The organism is Mycobacterium gordonae, assembly GCF_002101675.1.
GTDB classification, from domain to species: Bacteria; Actinomycetota; Actinomycetes; order Mycobacteriales; family Mycobacteriaceae; genus Mycobacterium; species Mycobacterium gordonae.
The window spans coordinates 12,090-29,527 of the sequence record NZ_LQOY01000040.1 but is presented as its reverse complement, the minus strand read 5'-3'; the positions used below and the strand labels follow the sequence as shown (position 1 = coordinate 29,527).

The 17,438-nt window shown below is 65.7% G+C and carries 17 protein-coding genes; 9 read left to right on the top strand and 8 right to left on the bottom strand.

Annotated features, from left to right (window positions below; all coding sequences use genetic code 11):
- Positions 1–55: 55 nt before the first annotated feature.
- Positions 56–733, bottom strand: coding sequence for an alpha/beta hydrolase (locus AWC08_RS07445; RefSeq protein WP_069432998.1), 678 nt, complete (start codon positions 731–733; stop codon positions 56–58).
- Positions 734–825: 92 nt separating this feature from the next.
- Between AWC08_RS07445 and cobG the strand changes: the two genes are divergently transcribed.
- Genes cobG through AWC08_RS07430 form a run of 3 tightly spaced genes read left to right on the top strand, consistent with a single transcriptional unit; the run spans position 826 to position 4,016 of the window.
- Positions 826–1,917: a precorrin-3B synthase gene (cobG, locus tag AWC08_RS07440; protein WP_069432997.1), complete on the top strand. Its 1,092-nt coding sequence runs from the start codon at positions 826–828 to the stop codon at positions 1,915–1,917.
- A gap of 9 nt (positions 1,918–1,926) precedes the next feature.
- Complete coding sequence (locus AWC08_RS07435) at positions 1,927–2,553, top strand: precorrin-8X methylmutase (protein ID WP_069432996.1); 627 nt, start codon at positions 1,927–1,929, stop codon at positions 2,551–2,553.
- On the top strand, positions 2,550–4,016 hold the full coding sequence (locus tag AWC08_RS07430; protein WP_069432995.1) for a precorrin-2 C(20)-methyltransferase: 1,467 nt from the start codon (positions 2,550–2,552) through the stop codon (positions 4,014–4,016). Before AWC08_RS07435 ends, AWC08_RS07430 begins: the two co-directional genes overlap by 4 nt.
- A 36-nt stretch (positions 4,017–4,052) precedes the next feature.
- On the opposite strand, the gene AWC08_RS07425 is transcribed toward AWC08_RS07430, so the two are convergent.
- The 4 genes from AWC08_RS07425 to AWC08_RS07410 are packed head-to-tail and all read right to left on the bottom strand — an operon-like array spanning position 4,053 to position 7,448.
- Positions 4,053–4,781 carry a cobalt-precorrin-6A reductase gene (locus AWC08_RS07425; RefSeq protein WP_142283455.1) on the bottom strand — a complete coding sequence of 243 codons (729 nt, stop codon included), beginning with the start codon at positions 4,779–4,781 and terminating at the stop codon, positions 4,053–4,055.
- Positions 4,778–5,533 carry a precorrin-4 C(11)-methyltransferase gene (gene cobM / locus AWC08_RS07420; protein WP_069433013.1) on the bottom strand — a complete coding sequence of 252 codons (756 nt, stop codon included), beginning with the start codon at positions 5,531–5,533 and terminating at the stop codon, positions 4,778–4,780. The genes AWC08_RS07425 and cobM overlap by 4 nt, the downstream gene beginning before the upstream one ends.
- A complete protein-coding gene (locus tag AWC08_RS07415) occupies positions 5,530–6,702 on the bottom strand; it encodes a bifunctional cobalt-precorrin-7 (C(5))-methyltransferase/cobalt-precorrin-6B (C(15))-methyltransferase (protein WP_069432993.1) in 1,173 nt (390 codons plus the stop codon). The genes cobM and AWC08_RS07415 overlap by 4 nt, the downstream gene beginning before the upstream one ends.
- Positions 6,699–7,448, bottom strand: a complete 750-nt coding sequence (locus AWC08_RS07410; RefSeq protein WP_065131884.1) for a decaprenylphospho-beta-D-erythro-pentofuranosid-2-ulose 2-reductase — start codon at positions 7,446–7,448, stop codon at positions 6,699–6,701. Before AWC08_RS07410 ends, AWC08_RS07415 begins: the two co-directional genes overlap by 4 nt.
- A 35-nt stretch (positions 7,449–7,483) precedes the next feature.
- Here AWC08_RS07410 and AWC08_RS07405 point away from each other — a divergent pair, with 35 nt between their 5' ends.
- Positions 7,484–7,891 (top strand): F420-dependent biliverdin reductase, encoded by a 408-nt coding sequence (locus AWC08_RS07405; protein ID WP_065131883.1) that lies wholly within the window; start codon positions 7,484–7,486, stop codon positions 7,889–7,891.
- 17 nt (positions 7,892–7,908) lie between these two features.
- Here AWC08_RS07405 and AWC08_RS07400 read toward each other — a convergent pair whose 3' ends face one another.
- A complete protein-coding gene (locus AWC08_RS07400) occupies positions 7,909–9,369 on the bottom strand; it encodes a phosphoinositide-specific phospholipase C-related protein (RefSeq protein WP_069432992.1) in 1,461 nt (486 codons plus the stop codon).
- 253 nt (positions 9,370–9,622) lie between these two features.
- Between AWC08_RS07400 and AWC08_RS07395 the strand changes: the two genes are divergently transcribed.
- From AWC08_RS07395 to AWC08_RS07380, 4 genes are all read left to right on the top strand, one after another.
- Complete coding sequence (locus AWC08_RS07395) at positions 9,623–9,937, top strand: DUF2563 family protein (RefSeq protein WP_065131894.1); 315 nt, start codon at positions 9,623–9,625, stop codon at positions 9,935–9,937.
- Between the two features lie 2 nt (positions 9,938–9,939).
- Entirely contained in the window at positions 9,940–12,312 is a 2,373-nt protein-coding gene (locus AWC08_RS07390; RefSeq protein WP_232007763.1) for a putative alpha/beta hydrolase, read from the top strand.
- Between the two features lie 137 nt (positions 12,313–12,449).
- Positions 12,450–13,403: a hypothetical protein gene (locus AWC08_RS07385; RefSeq protein ID WP_069432991.1), complete on the top strand. Its 954-nt coding sequence runs from the start codon at positions 12,450–12,452 to the stop codon at positions 13,401–13,403.
- Positions 13,404–13,596: 193 nt separating this feature from the next.
- Positions 13,597–14,043: a hypothetical protein gene (locus AWC08_RS07380; RefSeq protein WP_142283454.1), complete on the top strand. Its 447-nt coding sequence runs from the start codon at positions 13,597–13,599 to the stop codon at positions 14,041–14,043.
- Between the two features lie 134 nt (positions 14,044–14,177).
- Here AWC08_RS07380 and AWC08_RS36335 read toward each other — a convergent pair whose 3' ends face one another.
- The gene (locus AWC08_RS36335; RefSeq protein ID WP_156803053.1) at positions 14,178–14,351 is read right to left on the bottom strand and encodes a hypothetical protein; all 174 of its coding nucleotides are present in this window, start codon (positions 14,349–14,351) and stop codon (positions 14,178–14,180) included.
- 1,239 nt (positions 14,352–15,590) lie between these two features.
- On the opposite strand from AWC08_RS36335, the gene AWC08_RS07375 reads away from it, so the two are divergent.
- Positions 15,591–16,223: a DUF5631 domain-containing protein gene (locus AWC08_RS07375; RefSeq protein ID WP_083271037.1), complete on the top strand. Its 633-nt coding sequence runs from the start codon at positions 15,591–15,593 to the stop codon at positions 16,221–16,223.
- Between the two features lie 73 nt (positions 16,224–16,296).
- On the opposite strand, the gene AWC08_RS07370 is transcribed toward AWC08_RS07375, so the two are convergent.
- Positions 16,297–17,418, bottom strand: coding sequence for a M24 family metallopeptidase (locus tag AWC08_RS07370; RefSeq protein ID WP_069433010.1), 1,122 nt, complete (start codon positions 17,416–17,418; stop codon positions 16,297–16,299).
- Positions 17,419–17,438: the final 20 nt, after the last annotated feature.

The window sequence follows — 17,438 nt, the reverse complement described above, 5'->3', positions numbered from 1 at the left end:
CGTCGGACTGCCTAGAAGTCTGCTGCGGAGCGGGGCGGGCGCTTAGAGTAGTCGACTACTGAATTTCCGGGCGGGCCAGCACTGCAATGCGCGCCGCGACCTCCCCGGCCACTAGTCGGGCCTCGTCACCGTCACCCGGTACGTAACGATCGGCGGCGGCGTCATACTCGGCACCGGCGATGGTTCCGTGATCGGCTGCCAGTCCCACCAAGTCCACCGGCCAGCTCACATTCTCCAGCGCCGCGGCGAACCTCCTACTGGCACTGATCGGGACCACGTCATCAGCCAGCCCGTGCAACAAGGTGAACGGCGCGCCGACGCGGGCCGCCGACAGCAGTTCCGTCAGGGGTCGTCCGGAAATTGGGTCGTCGGCCATGAAAGCTCCGGCGAGGCACACGGTATGCGCCATCTTCACTTTGTGGCGCTGCGCATCCAGGGTCAGGCCCGCCGCGGCGGCGCCGCCCAGTGACCATCCAGCGAGCACGATCGCGCCGGATGCCCGTTCGCGGGTGAAGTCGACCGATCGCAGCAGGTCGGCGCGCCCGCCGTCGTGAGCATGGGAATCCCAGTCCGGCACGACCACAGCGGCGCCGTAACCGGACAGCATCGCGGCCAGCGGCCGGACGGCGGCGCGGGCGTTGCTTTGCATGCCATGCCACAGCAGGATGGTCGGTTGCGCTGGATCGCCGAAGACATCGGCCAGCCGACCTGGGGCGTACTCCACCGTTTGCACAGGCACCGGTGTGCCCGCGGGGCGTGTCGTCAAACCCTCGGGCGTTCATGCCGGCGGCCCCGAGGCCGCTTCCGAGTCAGTAACCTGGGCAGGTGGCCAGAATCCGCGACACCGACGCCTGTCCCGGCGCGTTGCAGGTGCATGAGGCCGCCGATGGCCCGCTGGTACGGGTTCGGGTGCCGGGCGGCATGCTCACCGCCGCCCAGTTGGTTACGTTGGCGAGCATCTCAAGCGAGTTCGCGTCGGCGACGTTGGAGCTCACCGGCCGGGGCAACGTGCAGTTGCGAGCGGTCACCGATGTGGTGCGCGTCGCCGAGACCGTCGCCGCGGCCGGACTGCTGCCGTCGGTCACCCACGAACGCGTCCGCAACATCGTTGCGTCGCCGCTGTCGGGGCGCGTGGGAGGCAACGTCGACGTGCGACCCTGGGTCGCCGAACTGGACGCGGCGATCTGTGCCGAACCCCGGCTGGCCGAGCTGGGTGGTCGGTTCTGGTTCAGCCTTGACGACGGCCGCGGTGACGTCTCGGGTCTGCACGCCGATGTCGGGGTGCACATGTTCGCCGACGGCCCGGCGTTGCTGTTGGCCGGGCACAGCACCGGCATTCGGGTCACCGATGTCTGTCAGAGCCTGGTCGGTGTGGCACTGCGCTTCCTTGACGTCCGGGGAAAAGCCTGGCGGGTAGGTGAATTGAGCAACTTCGACGATTTGGTGCCGGGCGCCCTTCGCGGTGCCGCCCTGCCCCCGGCCGGGCGGGCACCAGTGGGCTGGATACCGCAGGACGACGGCCGGGTCACCCTGGGGGCGGCCGTGCCGCTCGGAATCCTGCCCGCCCGTGTCGCCGAATTCCTGGCCGCGATCGAGGTACCGCTGGTCATCACGCCATGGCGGTCGGTGCTGGTGTGCGATCTCAGTGAGGAAGTAGCCGACACCGCGCTGCGGGTGCTGGCGCCACTGGGTCTGATCTTCGACGACAACTCCCCCTGGCTGGCCGTCAGCGCGTGCACCGGTAGCCCCGGCTGCGCCCACTCCGCCGCCGACGTGCGGGCAGATGCCGCGCAGGCACTGGACGGCGGTCACCCGGTGCACCGGCACTTCGTCGGGTGCGAGCGGGCATGCGGCAGCCCGGTGGACGGTGAGGTACTGGTCGCGACCGGCACGGGTTACCGGCTGCTGAGGTCTTAAGGTGAGCGGGTGCTCGACTACATCCGCGATGCGGCGGAGATCTACCGGCAGTCGTTCGCGACCATCCGCGCCGAAGCCGACCTCAGCCGATTTCCCGCCGACATCGAACGTGTGGTGGTCCGCCTGATCCACACCTGCGGTCAAGTCGACGTCGCGGACCACGTGGCCTACACCGACGACGTCGTCACCCGGGCCCGAGCCGCGCTGTGCGCGGGTGCGCCGGTGTTATGCGACTCGTCGATGGTGGCGGCCGGCATCACCAAGGCGCGGCTGCCGGTCGGCAACGAAGTGGTGTCGCTGGTCGCCGATCCGCGCGCGGCCAGGTTGGCGAGCGAGCAGGGGACCACCCGATCGGCCGCCGCCATCGATGTATGGGCCGATGAATTGGATGGCGCCGTCGTCGCCATCGGCAACGCTCCGACGGCGCTGTTCCGCCTGCTGGAGCTTGTCGACGATGGCGTTGCGCCGCCCGCCGCCGTGCTGGGTGGGCCGGTCGGTTTCGTGGGCTCCGCGCAGTCCAAGCAGGAACTCATCGCGCGCCCGCGCGGGATGGCCTATCTGCTCGTGCAGGGCCGGCGCGGAGGCAGCGCCATGGCCGCCGCGGCCGTCAACGCGATAGCGACCGAACGCGAATGACGGGGACGTTATGGGGGGTCGGGTTGGGTCCCGGCGATCCGGAGCTGGTGACCGTCAAGGCCGCCCGGCTCATCGGCGAAGCGGACGTGGTGGCTTACCACAGCGCCCGCCACGGTCGCAGCATCGCGCGCGGTATCGCCGAACCGTACCTGCGGCCCGGTCAGATCGAGGAGCACCTGGTGTATCCGGTGACCACCGAGACGACCGACCATCCCGGCGGTTATGCCGGCGCGCTGGAGGACTTCTACGTCGCGGCCACCGAACGGATCGCCGCACACCTGGCCGCCGGTCGCAACGTGGCACTGCTGGCCGAGGGCGACCCGCTGTTCTACAGCTCCTACATGCATCTGCACACCCGTTTGACGGAACGGTTCAATGCCGTGATCGTGCCGGGCGTGACGTCGGTGAGCGCCGCCTCAGCTGCCGTCGCCACTCCCCTGGTGGCCGGCGACGAGGTGCTCTCGGTGTTGCCGGGCACGCTGCCGGTAGCCGAACTGACCCGCCGGCTCGCCGATGCCGACGCCGCGGTGATCCTCAAACTTGGCCGCTCCTATCGCAATGTGCGGGAAGCGCTTTCGGCTTCGGGGCAGCTCGATGAGACGTTCTATGTGGAGCGCGCGAGCACCCCTGGCCAACGCGTACTGCCCGCCGCTGACGTCGACGAGACCGGTGTGCCTTACTTCTCCCTGGCGATGCTGCCGGGTGGCAGGCGCCGATCGGGGGTCGCCGGGACGGTCGCCGTGGTTGGCCTGGGGCCCGGCGCCACCGAGTGGATGACACCGCAGAGCCGGCGTGAGCTGGCCGCGGCCACCGACCTCATCGGCTACGACGGGTATTTGAGCCGGGTTCCCGTGCGCGAAGGACAGCGCCGTCACGCCAGCGACAACACCGACGAACCGGCCCGTGCCCGGCTGGCCTGTTCGCTGGCCGAGCAGGGGCACGCGGTGGCAGTGGTGTCATCGGGTGACCCGGGCGTGTTCGCGATGGCCACCGCGGTGCTGGAGGAAGCCAAACAGTGGCCGGATGTGCGGGTCCGGGTGATTCCGGCGATGACCGCCGCCCAGGCGGTGGCCAGTCGGGTGGGCGCGCCGCTGGGACATGACTATGCGGTGATTTCCCTGTCAGACCGGCTCAAGCCCTGGGACGTCATCGCTGCGCGTCTGGCGGCCGCGGCGGCCGCCGATCTGGTGCTGGCCATTTACAACCCGGCCTCGAAGTCACGGACCTGGCAGGTGGGCGCCATGCGTGATCTGCTGCTGGCCCATCGCGAACCGGGCACACCGGTGGTGATCGGCCGCAATGTGTCCGCTCCGGATGAGCAGGTGCGGGTGGTGCGGTTGGCCGACCTGGACCCCGCCGACGTTGACATGCGTTGCTTGCTGATCATCGGTTCGTCCCAAACACAATGGCACACAACCGATTCCGGTGATCGGGTGTTCACGCCGCGACGCTATCCGGGTTGAGGTTTGACAAGGTTTGGCAGCGGCGCCAGTCGCCCGTTACCGCTGGCCGGCGACCCAACGCGCTGCGGCTGCGACCGAGTCGGCCGTCCTGACGCCCTCCGGTAGCGGCGGACGCGACACCATGATCACGGGAATATCAAGTGCTGCGGCAGCATCCACCTTGCCGCGGGTCATCTCTCCGCCGCTGTTCTTGGTCACCAGCGCGTCGACGCGGTGTTCGGCGAGAAGCCTCAGTTCGTCGTCGTAGCGATATGGCCCGCGCGAGAGCAGCAGTCGATGGTGACGGGGCAGCAGAGCGTCGTCGGGCGCCGTGACGGCGCGGATCAAAAACCACGCGTCGCTGCCGAGGAACGCGGCGACACCGGACCGGCCAGTCGTGAGGAAAACACGGGAATATCGTTGCTCTGCGACCTCTTGCGCTGCTTCGTCGTCCGATGTGACGATGGTGGCCGAGCCGGGATCCCAAGCCGGGCGGGCCAGCACCAGATGCGGAATCTGCAGCTCGGCGCAGACCTGCGCGGCGTGCGCGGTCATGGTGGCCGCGAACGGATGGGTGGCGTCGACGACGGCGTCGATGTGTTCGTCGCGCAACCACCGGCGCAAACCGTCGACGCCACCGAATCCACCGATCCGTACCGGCCCCACCGGCAGTGCGGGGTCGGGCACCCGGCCGGCCAGCGAGCTGACAATGTCGACTTGCGGGTGCAGCTCTTTCGCCAATGCCCGCCCCTCTGCGGTACCGCCGAGCAGCAGCACCCTCATCAGTGTGCGCCTCCCCGGCGCCGAGCCATCGAGTACAGATAACTGTCGGTGAAGCCTTCGGCGCCCAGCACGTCGCCGACGATGATGACGGCCGTCTTGGTGACACCGGCTTCGTGCATCTGCCCGGCGATGTCGGCCAATGTGCCGCGCAGCACGATCTCTTGCGGCCAGCTAGCGAAAGCGACTACCGCCGTGGGCGTTTCGGGCTGGTAGCCGCCGGTGAGCAACTGCGGAACGATGTGGTCGATCTGTGCCGCGGCGAGGTGTAGAACGAGGGTGGCGCCGGACTGGGCGAGCGCGGTGAGCTCTTCGCCGGGCGGCATGGCGGTGGACAGCGTCGACACCCTGGTCAGGGTGACGGTCTGTGCCACCCCGGGGACGGTGAGTTCCCGCTTGAGCGCGGCGGCGGCCGCGGCGAAAGCCGGTACCCCCGGCACGATCTCGTAGCCGATCCCCGCTGCGTCGAGGCGCCGGCACTGTTCCGCGAGTGCGCTGTAGAGCGACGGGTCACCGGAGTGTAACCGCGCCACGTCGTGGCCGGCCGCATCGGCCTCCGTAATCTCGCCGATGATCTGATCGAGCGTCAGGGGGCCGGTATCGACGATTTTCGCATCAGCAGGGCATTGCCCCAGAAGATCTTTGGGCATGATGGAGCCCGCGTACAGACACACCGGACATTGCTGCAGGAGCCGTTGGCCACGCACCGTGATCAGGTCGGCGGCGCCGGGGCCGGCGCCGATGAAGTAGACCGTCACTGCTTGGTCACCGACCACTGCGTCACAGGGTACTGCGGGCGCCAGCCGGTAAAGCCGCCCAGCGGTTCGCCCTGGTAATGCTGCAGACGCCGGAGCTCGCCTCCGCGTAGCGAATAATGATGCGCCAGCACCGCTTCGGATTCGGCCGTGACCGCGTTGGTTACCAGGCGGCCACCTGCGGGCAGGTGATCCAGGCAAGCATCCAGCAGTCCGGGGTGGGTCACACCGCCGCCGACGAAGATCGCCGACGGGTGCGCCGCTCCGGTGAACTGCTCGGGCGCTGCGCCGCGCACGTCGACGCTGACACCGCTGGCGGCGGCATTGAATCCGATGTTGAGCCGGCGCCGCTCGTCGAGTTCAAACGCCACTGCGGTGCAGCCGGGCGCGCTGCGGCACCACTCGACGGCGATGCTGCCTGACCCCGCGCCGACATCCCACAATCGCTGTCCCGGCCGCGGATTCAGCACGGCCAGCGTCACGGCCCGGACGCCGTGCTTGGTGATCTGCCCGTCGTGAACAAACGAGTCATCCGGCAACGATGCCGCACGGTCGTCGGGCAGGTAGCGGATTGCCATGACGTTGAGGTCATCGACGTCCGCGGGCGCCGTGTGCGCCCAGCGCCGTGCGGTGCCATCGCGGCGGCGCTCGTTCGCAGCGCCGAGCAGTTCGAGCACGGTGAACTCCGAGTCACCGCGTCCGTAAGCGTCCAGCGCCGCCGCCAGCGTTTTGGGTGTGTTCTTGTCGCGGGCCAGCACGATCGCCTGGCCACCGCGGCGGATCGCGGCGTGCGGCTCAGCCGTGACCAGACTGATGACCTCAGTCTCGTGAACGTTCCAGCCCATCCGGGCGCAGGCCAGGGTGACCGACGAAACATGTGGCAGGATACGGACCTTCGCTGCGCCGAACAGCCGGACCAGCGTGCCGCCGATGCCATGCAGCAAGGGGTCGCCGCTGGCCACGATGTGGATGTCCGGGCCGTCGGCCGGCAGCGCCTGTAGTGCGGGCAGCATCGGCGACGGCCACTGCCGTCGCGGCGCTGCAACGGTGTCGCCGACGAGGTCGAGTTGCCGCTTCGATCCGTATATGACTGTGGCGCTTTGTAGTTCGTTTCTTGATGCCGCGGAGAGCCCTGGGACGCCGTCGGCGCCGATGCCGACCACGATGATCATCGAGGCATCCTGCGCCAGATGGGCTGCGGCAGCAGTCGCAGTGTGAAGAACATCGGCCGCAGCGCCCACGGTATCCAAACACTGCGTCGACCTTTGGCGAGTGCTCGCGCGGTGGCGGCGGCGACCTGTTCGGGGGTGCTGGACAACGGCGCCGGCGTCATACCTTCCGTCATGCGCCCGATGACGAATCCCGGTCGCGCGATCAACAACTGGACTCCGCTGCCGTGCAGCGCGTCGGCCAACCCGTTGGCGAAACCGTCCAGACCGGCCTTGGCCGAACCGTAGACGTAATTGGCTCGTCGCACGCGCACCCCGGCCACCGAGGAGAAGACCACCAGGGACCCTTGTCCGGCCGTGCGCATCGCCGAAGCCAGATGTGTGAGCAGACTGACCTGAGCCACGTAATCGGTGTGCACGATGGCCACGGCATGCTCGGCGTCGTGCTCGGCGCGGCTCTGGTCGCCAAGGATCCCGAACGCCAGCACAGCGGTGCCGATGGGACCGTGCTCGGCGATCAGCGCGTCGACCAGTGGTCCGTGCGAGGCGACGTCGTCGGCGTCGAATTCCCGGGCGTGCACCGCTTTGGCGCCCGCGGCGAGCAACACGGATTTCTGGTGCTCGAGTTGTCCGGAGTTGCGCGCCGCCAGCACCACGATCGCTCCTGGCGCCAGGCGTCGCGCGAGTTCAATACCGATCTCGCTGCGACCGCCGAAAATTACCAGCGGACCAACGCGGGTGTCGTCCACGGCTGTGATTATGACCTGCGCTAGCGTGAAGGGCGATGGCCAAGACCACGACCCGTCTCACCGACGATGCGCTGGCGTTCCTCTCCGAACGCCATTTGGCCATGTTGACCACGCTGCGCACTGACAATTCCCCGCACGTGGTGGCGGTCGGTTTCACATTTGATCCAAAGACTCACATCGCGCGGGTGATCACCACCGGCGGTTCCCAAAAGGCCCTCAACGCCGAGCGTGCCGGAGTGGCCGTGCTCAGCCAGGTCGACGGAGCACGGTGGCTTTCCCTCGAAGGCCGCGCGGCGGTGAACAAAGAGCTGGACGCCGTACGTGACGCCGAGCTGCGCTATGCCCAGCGCTACCGGACACCACGCGCCAACCCTCGACGAGTGGTGATCGAGGTCCAGATCGAGCGGGTTCTGGGCTCGTCAGATCTGCTGGACCGCGGCTAAGAGCTCGCTACGCCGGTTCACGGGATGGTGTAGTTCACCCAGGCTCCCCCGGCGGGTCCGGCCGCGGTATGCAGGTTCGAGTTCTGCACACCGGTTCGGGGCAGTCCGAAAGTGAAGCCAGCCATAGTGCACTCGGCCGGGGCATTGGCGAACGTTACGGCCGCGGTCACATGCCAGTTGCCGGACCCGTCCTGGCAGCCCGCAGCATGCGTCGCCGCGCACGGCGCTGCCACCCAGCGCCCGTCCGCGCCTTGCAGCGTGCAGTTGCCGACGCTGGTGCGCGGTTCGTCGGGCGCCCAGCTCCACAGCGTTCCCTGGATGCGACCGTCTTCGGGCAGGAGCTGGTCGAAGCCGAACAGATTGACGCCGCAGTTCGTCATCGACTGCGCTTTCGGCGGTGTGAGAGCTGCCGGGTTGGTGGGGGGTCGGCTGGGGTTGATCAGGGCCGAGATGAAGGTGGAGTCCTCGTAGTAGCGCACAATTTTCGTCGCGTAGACGGCCTGACTGTAGGTGGCATCGCATTTCGGGTAGGGCTGGTAGTCGAAGGTGGAGCCGCTCTGCACTTCCTGCCCGTCCCAGTTGAATACGGTGGTCCCCCAACTCGGCACGCAGTCGCCGACGAGCACAACTTGCGCGCCGGCGGTGCGGACGTCATCGCGCGAGATGGTTCGCGGGAAGTTGGCGCAACCGTTGGGGAGGATTTCGGCGGGCGTGGGATGGTAGATCAGGCTGGAGCCGTCGGGTCGGCGCAACTGGCGCTCGAAAGTGTCGAGCGCTGAGGCGTAGGCCTTCGCGTCCTTGAGTTGGTCCTCGATCAGCATCAGCACGACTTCATTTGGATTCGCGTTCAGCCAATCCGTAATGGCGGGAAGCACTTTGGTCAGCACCGGTTCGGTGGTGCAGCCGAGGTTCGCCTGATCGGGCCCACGCCCGTGACACACGGTCACCGCGCGATTGCCGAGCTGGTCGATTTGCGGGATGTAGTGGAGGTCCAACTCGATACTGCGGGCGTCGATTTGCATCTGCTGGGGCATCGACAGCTGCTGGTTGGAGTCGGCATGCGACGGGGTGAACTGGCTGACGAGACTGTTGAACGAATTGTGGGTGCCGATCCACTGGGCATCCTTGAACGGAACGGAATTTCCGAGTGCGTACTGGAATTGCGCGGTGCGGTGCACCCACGACTGCAGGTAGGCCGCCGTTGCTGCTTGAGTCACCTTTGCGGCCAATGGAACCAGGCAGAGGTTGTCGGTCACTCCGACACGGCGACATTCCGCGGCGACCGCGTCGGCGAACTTTCCGGTCCCTACGCAGGGAAATGCGAAGGGGCTGATGGCATTACAGGGTGCGGTGGGAGAGGGCGGCGTCGGCGCGTCGTTGACGTCAGCGGTCCCGGGCGGCGCCGACGCCAGGGCCAGCACGAACGCACAGATCACGACGGCGGATTTCAACCACCGGGCGGATGGGGCGCTTGGCATGCGCGAAAGATTGACACGGCTTCGTGCTGTGGACGAGAAATGTTGTCGAACCGTGCGAGTGTTGAAATCACTCTGTTAACTTTGGTCACTCTGCCTTACTGGTTTCTCATAGGTCTCTTCTGTTTCTCTAGTCTCTGGTTGGGGCGGCACTCTGGTTGCCCACGTTCGAGCGACAACGTGTGTGGGACTGAATTGCCGACCGAAAAGCGTCGAACTAGCCTCGCCAGCATCCGACGACCAGGAAGGGGCGATCGTGCTCGTCGACCCTGCTCTTCTGCACTCCGGCGGCAGTGAATCGCAACGGGCCGGTGACCACGCACACCGAGCGGCGCAACGCCTTTCGGCGACAGAGTTGGTGCCACAGATGTTCGGCGACTTTGCCACCGCCGAAACGTTCCACGAGGCTGCCGGGTCGGCCTGGACACATCACACACGACTACTGTTGGAACACAGAAGCTTTTTCGGACTGGTCGGCCGGGGGGCGTCGATGGCCGCCGCCGGGTTCGCCGACATGGAGGAGGATAACTCCGCAAGCGTCCGGGCGGTGTGGTGCAACTCCGCTACATAAGCTTGCCGAGTCTGGTCAATGAGACCGGCGGCAACCCATGGGCCGTCAACAGGAGCCTTCAGCGAGGTCAACCTGCGCATATCTCGCTCCTGGGTAAGGCTTTTCACGATGCGGGGCAGCTGACGGGCGAGGCCGAAACCGCGTTCAGCGAGGCACTGCGCCGTTTCGAGGCGGCATGGAACCACGAGGCCGGTGGTCATCCGATCAACGACGCGGCCGAGGTGCAGCGCGCGACGGGTGCACTGGGTGTGCAGGCAGCCCAACTGCCGCAGATCGCGATCGACCTGGAACGCGTTGCCGCGGTCTTGGCCGAGGCCCAGCGAGCGGCCGCAGGCCAGATCCAGGTGTTGGAGCGTCAGTTGGAGGCCGTCGACAGCGATCTCGGCCAAGCCCATACGCTTTTGGACTCGCACCAGCTGTCGATGGCATATGAAACGGCCCTGGATGACATCCTCGGTGATCTCGAGCAGGACGCGATCAACAAGACCGCCGCCGCCCTGCGTCAGGTCGAGCAGATACGGGAGATGTATTCAGAACTATTGAATCGACTGATGACTCGTATGCGGGTGCAGGGCGGCTATGACGGGGCCGGGATAGCGCTGGACGGGTTGTGGAGCAACTCTCCCGCATCGTCTAGGCAGGCCGAACGCGACGTGCACTCAGCACTGGCCGGCGATAAGTCGGCAGCGTCGCGAGTGAACTCCGTGCTGAACTCGATCACTGCCGACCAACGTGCCGGCAAGGCACCGCTGACGCCGGATCAAGCATCGGTGTTGAGTCAATTGCAGGCGCAACAGCACGGGATGTCGATCGAAGAACTGTCGACCGCTGAGCAACGCCTCGGTGACCAACGAGACATGGTCGCCAACTCCTGGCAGCTGATGAGCAACCCTGCGCTTACGTTCCCGCGGACCGACCTTGAACCCGGCGCCCTGCAAGGGATTTACATGGTGAACGGTAGTGAGGCGCAGCTGCCGGAATCAGTAATGCAGGCTCTGACGGCACCATGGTCGCAGTATTACGACCTGGTGGTGGGGCAACTACTGGCCGCCGGCGACCCGATGAAGGCCGTCACTGACATCGTCAGACACGGCAGGCCGTCATTCCAGACCAATACGGGATTGGATCGGCAGATGCTCGCCAGAGCGTCAGCCATGATGGACGCGACATTCGGCGAATCCGTGACCCCCGCGCAAGCCCGCTTGGGCGCTCTGGCTTTCGATCCGCTTGTCGCGAACATCTTTGCCGCGGTGTCGCCGGATCATCAGGTTGTCCATGACCGCCTGACTGGCGAGTCGGGCCCGGTCTTCCTAGACCACGTCGCCCGACACTTCTGGGGCGACCACGGGAAAGGTGCTGCAACGCTGTTCGACTGGACCGAACACGCGGCCCGGGGCCCCGAAGCTGGGATCGCTGGGCAAGCCGCCCGGGCGCTGAGCATGTACATCGGGGCGAATGAAGCACCGCTGCTGCACCTTCCCGGCGATCACACTGTGGGTGAAGTCAATCCGGACTTGGTCCGGGGCATGGCACACGGATTGGCTCCGTACGTCAACAACATCGCCGGCACAGGTGGTTTGGCCGAGTTCGGCGAAGCCCCCGACGGCTCCCGCGAAGGCGGAGTGATGCCGCTAGCCAAAGGGATCTTCTCAGTGCTGAGCACTGACGAGGCCTCGGCCCAATACTTCGACGGTGCCGCTGACCGGGAAGCAATCATCGCCGAGGGCGCCTACGCCCAGGAAGTGGCCAAGCACGAACCCGGCACCGGCATGCACAATGCGAACCTGCACCACGCAATGACGTTGCGCGGCTTGGTCAATTCCGGCCTCCATAATGCGCTGCAAGCGGATACCGAGAACAAGCACCTCACTGACGAAGCAGCCGCAACCGCCGAATACACCCGAAGAAAGCTTGCCTACGAATTGGCCGCGAAAGCGCTCAGTTCAGCGGCAGGATTCGTCCCGACTGTCGGCTCCGTGTCCAGTGCCGTACTCGGGTTCCTCGGCACAGCCATCGAGAACGACTACATAGGACCTGCACCGTCGGGTGTGACACTGACCGACCACGCGCTACCGAATATGTCTATCGGCCAAGCAGATCGCGAGATCCTCAACGCGGTCATTGCTTCCGGACAGCGTGTCGAGGGCATCCCGCCGCAGTACATGGTCGAAGGACGGATCGGAACCCCCGACGAATTGGCGCGCGGACACGTGCAAGTCGACCTGGGCGAATACGAGCAAACGCTGAATCGACTCTTGACCGCTGAACTGCGTCAGGGTCAGGGCGCGGTGCCTGCACAACCGTTTGTCCCTGATCTCTACATGGTCGACCGCTACAACGCGGTCGTGAAGGACCCGAACCCACAGAAGAGGTAGCCAGGTGGCCAGGTGCCCACCCCAGCGAAGCTGAATAACGGCGATGGCTGATCGGCGCTAGCATCACCCGATACGGGAGGCGCACACCCCTGCCTGCGCGTGACTCCGATCGGGCATTTGAGACTTGGAAGGACGCCATGAGCGGTGGGGACGACCAACTAAGAATCGTTCTTGATCAGCTCTCGCAGCTGTTGGGTATACCGCCGCCGCCGATGATCACGCCAGATCAGTTGGCGACCGGAGCTTCGAGCATCAGTCAGCTGCTACGCGCTCTCGGTGCCGCGGCCAACGCGGGTGACCCCGACGACTACGGCGAGGCACTCGCTGGACACGACGAGCGCGAAGCCAAGACCTCGGATGCACTGGCGAAGTTTCCGGCCAACGAGGAGCGGGCCGCCGCGCAGCTGGCCGGTGTCGGCGGCTCCGGCGATATGAGCCAGATGCTGCAACAAATGCCGCAAATGGCCTCCGGGATCGCGGGAGGCATCGCCGGCGCCCTCGGTGGTGTGCTCCAACCACTGAGTCAGATCCCCCAGCAGCTTGCTCAGGCCGGTCAGCAGGCCATGCAGGCTGGGATGGGCATGATGCAGCAGGGCGCCGGCGCGGCCCGGGAGGCACCCGAAGAGCTTGCCGGCGCCGAAGGCGAGCTGGGCGGTGGAGGTGGCGACTTCTCCGCGGCCGGCGGCGGTGGGGGCGGAGCCAGCGGCGGTGGAGGTGTCGAGGGGACCACACCGACGGCGATGCTGGGACCACCGCCGACGCCCTCGGCCGGTACTGTGCCTGCCTCGTCGCAGGCAGTGACGCCGGTCCCTGCTGCTGCACCTGAGTCAGCACCGGCCCAGCGGGGTGCGATGGGCGCGATGCCGATGATGCCGCCGGCAGGGATGCACGGGGCGGGCGCTGCGAGCGGTGAGAGCAAGCCTGACACCAAGCGCATCGTGGGGCCGACGGTGAAGAACGGGGCGCCCGTGCAGGGTCGGATCACTGCCCCGCCGCCCTTGCCGACAGTGACGAAAAAGGTTGACGGCAAGCCGGTTGCGACTCGCAGGATTGCGCTGCCGGAGGTCAAACGCGACGACGAGGGCCGCTGACCGTAGGTTCAGCAACGTCTACTAGACGGGTTAGTCCCTGCTTGAGCAGCTTTGTTTGAGCGCAAGGCAAAGTCTGACTGGCGAATTCCCGCAGGAACGTTACGATCCTCGCGTGTCGAACATGCCTCCCCTGCAGCCTCCGCCACCGCAGTGGCAACCAGCACCGAGTCGACCGCCGCGCGGCCTGTCTATGGTGTCGCTGGGAATTGCCCTAGTCGCGGCCGGCATTGCCATCGGTGCGTGGTTTCGGCCGCTGCCGAAGAATGATCCGCCTCCGGCGCCGACATACTCAAGCCAGCAGGTCGCGGATGCGAAGTCGAAGGTGTGCGCGGCTTACCGACTAGTTCGCAAGGCTCTAAGCGCAACAGGTAGCCGAGATGGCGGAACGGACCCCACCGCGACGCTCGCGGTTGCGACGAGTTCCCGACAAGCGCTCGAAGTAGGCAGCCGATACTTGCTTTCCGAGCTCGAGGAAGCGCCGGCCACTACGGTCGATTTAGCGTTGGCGCTTCGTAAGCTGGCAGGCCTTTATCAAGCGATCGCCATCAGCTACCTGGCTGAGGTCGATGAGGCGGAGATAGAGCCGTTACGACGTGCAGCAGAACAGCCCTCTATGGATATTGACAGGTTCTGCAAATGAACGGATTTCCCGAGGGAAGGTGGTCCTTACTGTTAGTGGGTGAACACTGGCCTACGGAGAACGATCTCTCGGTGCTTCAACTTGGCAGGCTCAATCGCGACAAAATTCACACCGGATATCAACATTTTGCGGAATCACTGCGGACCGCGCAATTTTCTTCCCTCACCGATCAACATGGGATAACGATCGGTGATCTCCGTCAGGTGTTTGAGAGCGGTGAAAGTCAGTCGTTCCGAGTAGCGGAAAAGAATAACGTAAAAGAAAGGGCCTATGCTACTGCTTACGACAGCACCCTTCATCTCCGTCATGATTTGACGGTCTTAGCTGACGAAGGAAATCGCGCGATAGAAGAGATCGTCAACTCTCAGAGTTCGGAACTATCGAAGATGACTCAGATCTCGTCTCTGATTCAAAATTACAGAGCGCTGGCAAGTCTCGCTGCCGCCAAGTGCGGCAGCAATGTTATTGACGCAATGCAAGCAATACTAGATGCCGAAGGCACAGGTCAATCCGCCCGTGGGTTCGCCAGCGGCGAGGGAGTGGAAGTTGCCGAATTATTTCGGCAAGGGAACACTCCGCAGGAGTTAGAGTCTGAAGTTCGCACGACGCTGCATGAGCCGGTAGATTCCGCCGGAATTCCAAACAATCAATCGACTAAGCCGATCCTCACTGCCCCCACACCAGTAGCTGAAGGCCCAAGCAGGGGCACAGTTCAGTCGAACCTCAGCGCTGGACAAGGCTCTGTTCAGACGGGAGTCTTTTCGCACGACCCCAACGCAGGTTCACAGATTCCTCGCAACGTGTCGACACGACCGCAGATAGGAGTTGCAGCAGGGCAATCGCTTCCACAGTCGCCTATAGTGAGCCCTCAAGGCGCAGGGCCTAGCATGCCGTTATCGGCTTCTGGTCGTCCCAGGATTCCCTTCACCGTGGCCCCTTCTGTAGAAACGCCAGCATCGCTGCTTCCATCCGGCGGTGCTCCAAGCTCACTTGTGCCAGGCACCGCCCCCATCACAACTCCTACCCCCACCGAACTCGCTCAAAGCTTCAACAAGGGCATGCAATCAGGCGCGCCAATATCCGCCGCCGCGCACGCGGTGCCGTCGGCTCCGATCACGTCGACGGAGCCGCAGATTTCCCATGCCACGCAGACGATTCCATCCGCAGCCGTCAACCCGCAGGTGCACGTGGCAGATACCCCGACGCCGGTCCATCACACACCGCCTCCCGACGCCCCACCTCCGACCCCGATACTTGCTGCGCCGCAACCTATTTCCCCACCCACACCGCCGCAGCCGGTGGGCCCACTGCCAACCTACGGCTCCGATCTACGCCCACCGGTCTCGACAGCGATCACACCACCCGCGCCACCAAGCACACCGCTACCGCCGTCGGGCACGCCCACTTCCGCGCCGGTCACGCCGTCCGCCGGCCAATCCGCGCCGCACCAGCCAGCGGTTGTGCGCCAAAACACCCCGCCCACTCCCCCACACCCACCATCGACGCTGGGCGCGCAAGCCGTCGCAGCCACCGCGACCGGAGCCGCAATGGGAACGGCCTCGGCCGACGCCACCGCGCGAAAACGACTGCAGCGCTTGGTCACGGCCGTCGCCCGGCAGCAGCCTCGCCTGGCCTGGGCGGCCGGAGACCACGCCGACAACACCACTCTGCTCGTCACTGATTTGGCCAGCGGCTGGATCCCACCCGACATCCGATTACCTTCAGCCATAAGCCTTTTACCGCCCGCGCGGCGCCGTGGCAACTTGGAAGCCCTACTCGGCGACGCCAGCGTCACCGCAAGCTACACCCCCATCCACCATCTGCCTGACGACGGTGAGCCAATCCCGACATCACCGCGAGCCCGATCGGCCCCTGACGTCAAGGAACTCGGCTGGGAGCTCAACCAGGCCACCCAATGGCGCGACGGCTTGCCCCGGCTGGCCCACACCCTGGCCAAAGCTGCTTCGGCCGGCACGGGCGTGCTCGACTCCGAGCTCGACCTACTGCACACCCACCTCACGGAAACCAGCAAGCGGGTGCTGGACAGCTATCCCGACAACGTCGACGCCCACGAGGTCGGCAACTGGCAACTGCTCGCCGCAATCGACGCTCTGGTCGCCGGCGACAAGGCGGGCGCCAACTACCACATCGCTTGGTTTCTGGCCGCGAAGACGGCGTAGTGATAGCGCATGCGATATCACGTTTCAGGCGGCATTGTGCCCTGGAAACTGGTACAGCTGTGACAGCTGAGACTTACGAAACCGGCACGACTAAGAGCTCATGCGGCCGGTTGTTGACCGACAACGCACCATCCGAAGTCACCACCACGATGTCCTCGATCCGAGCCCCCCACTGGCCCGGAAAGTAGATACCCGGCTCGATCGAGAACGCCATACCCGCAGCTAACGGCAAATCATTACCATCAACGATGTATGGCTCCTCATGCACGCTCAACCCGATGCCATGCCCGGTGCGGTGCACGAAATACCCGGCAAGGCCAGCCGACGCCAGCACATCGCGGGCCGCGGCATCCACCTGCGAAGCTGTCACCCCCGGGCGGACGGCCTCGAACGCCGCGCGCTGAGCGCGCTGCAATACCGAATACTGCTGCGCCACTTCTGAACTTGGCTCACCAATGCTGTAGGTGCGCGTCGAATCCGAGTGGTACCCGGGTGCATACATACCGCCGATGTCGACGACGACGATGTCTCCCGCCGTCAACGGCCGGTCCGAGTATCCATGGTGCGGGTCTGCGCCGTGCGGACCTGACCCGACGATGACGAACGCCACCTCCGAATGCCCCTCTGCCACAATCGCTTCCGAGATATCCGCGGCAACATCGGCCTCAGTCCGGCCCGGCACCAGTAGCTCGGGCACCCGTGCGTGGACCCGGTCGATCGCGGCACCGGCGGCAACCAACGCGTCAATCTCGGCTGCCTCCTTGACCATCCGTAGCGAACGCAGCACGTCGGTTGCCAATACGGGCTGCACCCCCAACTCCGCAGCCAACGGCAACACGTGCAGGGCGGGCATGGAATCGCTCACCCCAAAACCGCCGCTCCCCAAGGCGGCACCCACCATGGCGTAGGGGTTCTCCCCGTCCACCCAGTCCCGCACCTCCAGTCCCAGTTCCAGCGCCGCGGATCCCTTTAATGAGGCCAGTTCCAGCCGAGGCAGCACCACCGTCGCCGAGCCGGCAGCCGGCACCACCAGTGCCGTCAACCGCTCGAAAGTCTCCGCACGTGATCCGAGCAGATAGCGCATGTCATAGCCCGGCGTTATCACCAAGCCGGCCAGCCCGGCCTCGGCTGCCAGCGAGGCAGCAGCCCTCAGCCGTCGGCCATACACCGCCGACTCGAATCGGTGAGCATCCATGGCAGCCAGGCTAACCGGAG

Excerpts from the sequence above, each read along its gene's own strand:
- AWC08_RS07405 (WP_065131883.1), top strand. The coding sequence starts at position 7,484 with ATGGCCAAGACCACGACCCGTCTCACCGACGATGCGCTGGCGTTCCTC.
- AWC08_RS07430 (WP_069432995.1), top strand. The coding sequence starts at position 2,550 with ATGACGGGGACGTTATGGGGGGTCGGGTTGGGTCCCGGCGATCCGGAG.
- AWC08_RS36335 (WP_156803053.1), bottom strand. The coding sequence starts at position 14,351 with ATGACGGAGATGAAGGGTGCTGTCGTAAGCAGTAGCATAGGCCCTTTC.
- AWC08_RS07375 (WP_083271037.1), top strand. The coding sequence starts at position 15,591 with ATGGGAACGGCCTCGGCCGACGCCACCGCGCGAAAACGACTGCAGCGC.
- AWC08_RS07415 (WP_069432993.1), bottom strand. The coding sequence starts at position 6,702 with ATGATCATCGTGGTCGGCATCGGCGCCGACGGCGTCCCAGGGCTCTCC.
- AWC08_RS07385 (WP_069432991.1), top strand. The coding sequence starts at position 12,450 with ATGAGCGGTGGGGACGACCAACTAAGAATCGTTCTTGATCAGCTCTCG.
- AWC08_RS07400 (WP_069432992.1), bottom strand. The coding sequence starts at position 9,369 with ATGCCAAGCGCCCCATCCGCCCGGTGGTTGAAATCCGCCGTCGTGATC.
- AWC08_RS07370 (WP_069433010.1), bottom strand. The coding sequence starts at position 17,418 with ATGGATGCTCACCGATTCGAGTCGGCGGTGTATGGCCGACGGCTGAGG.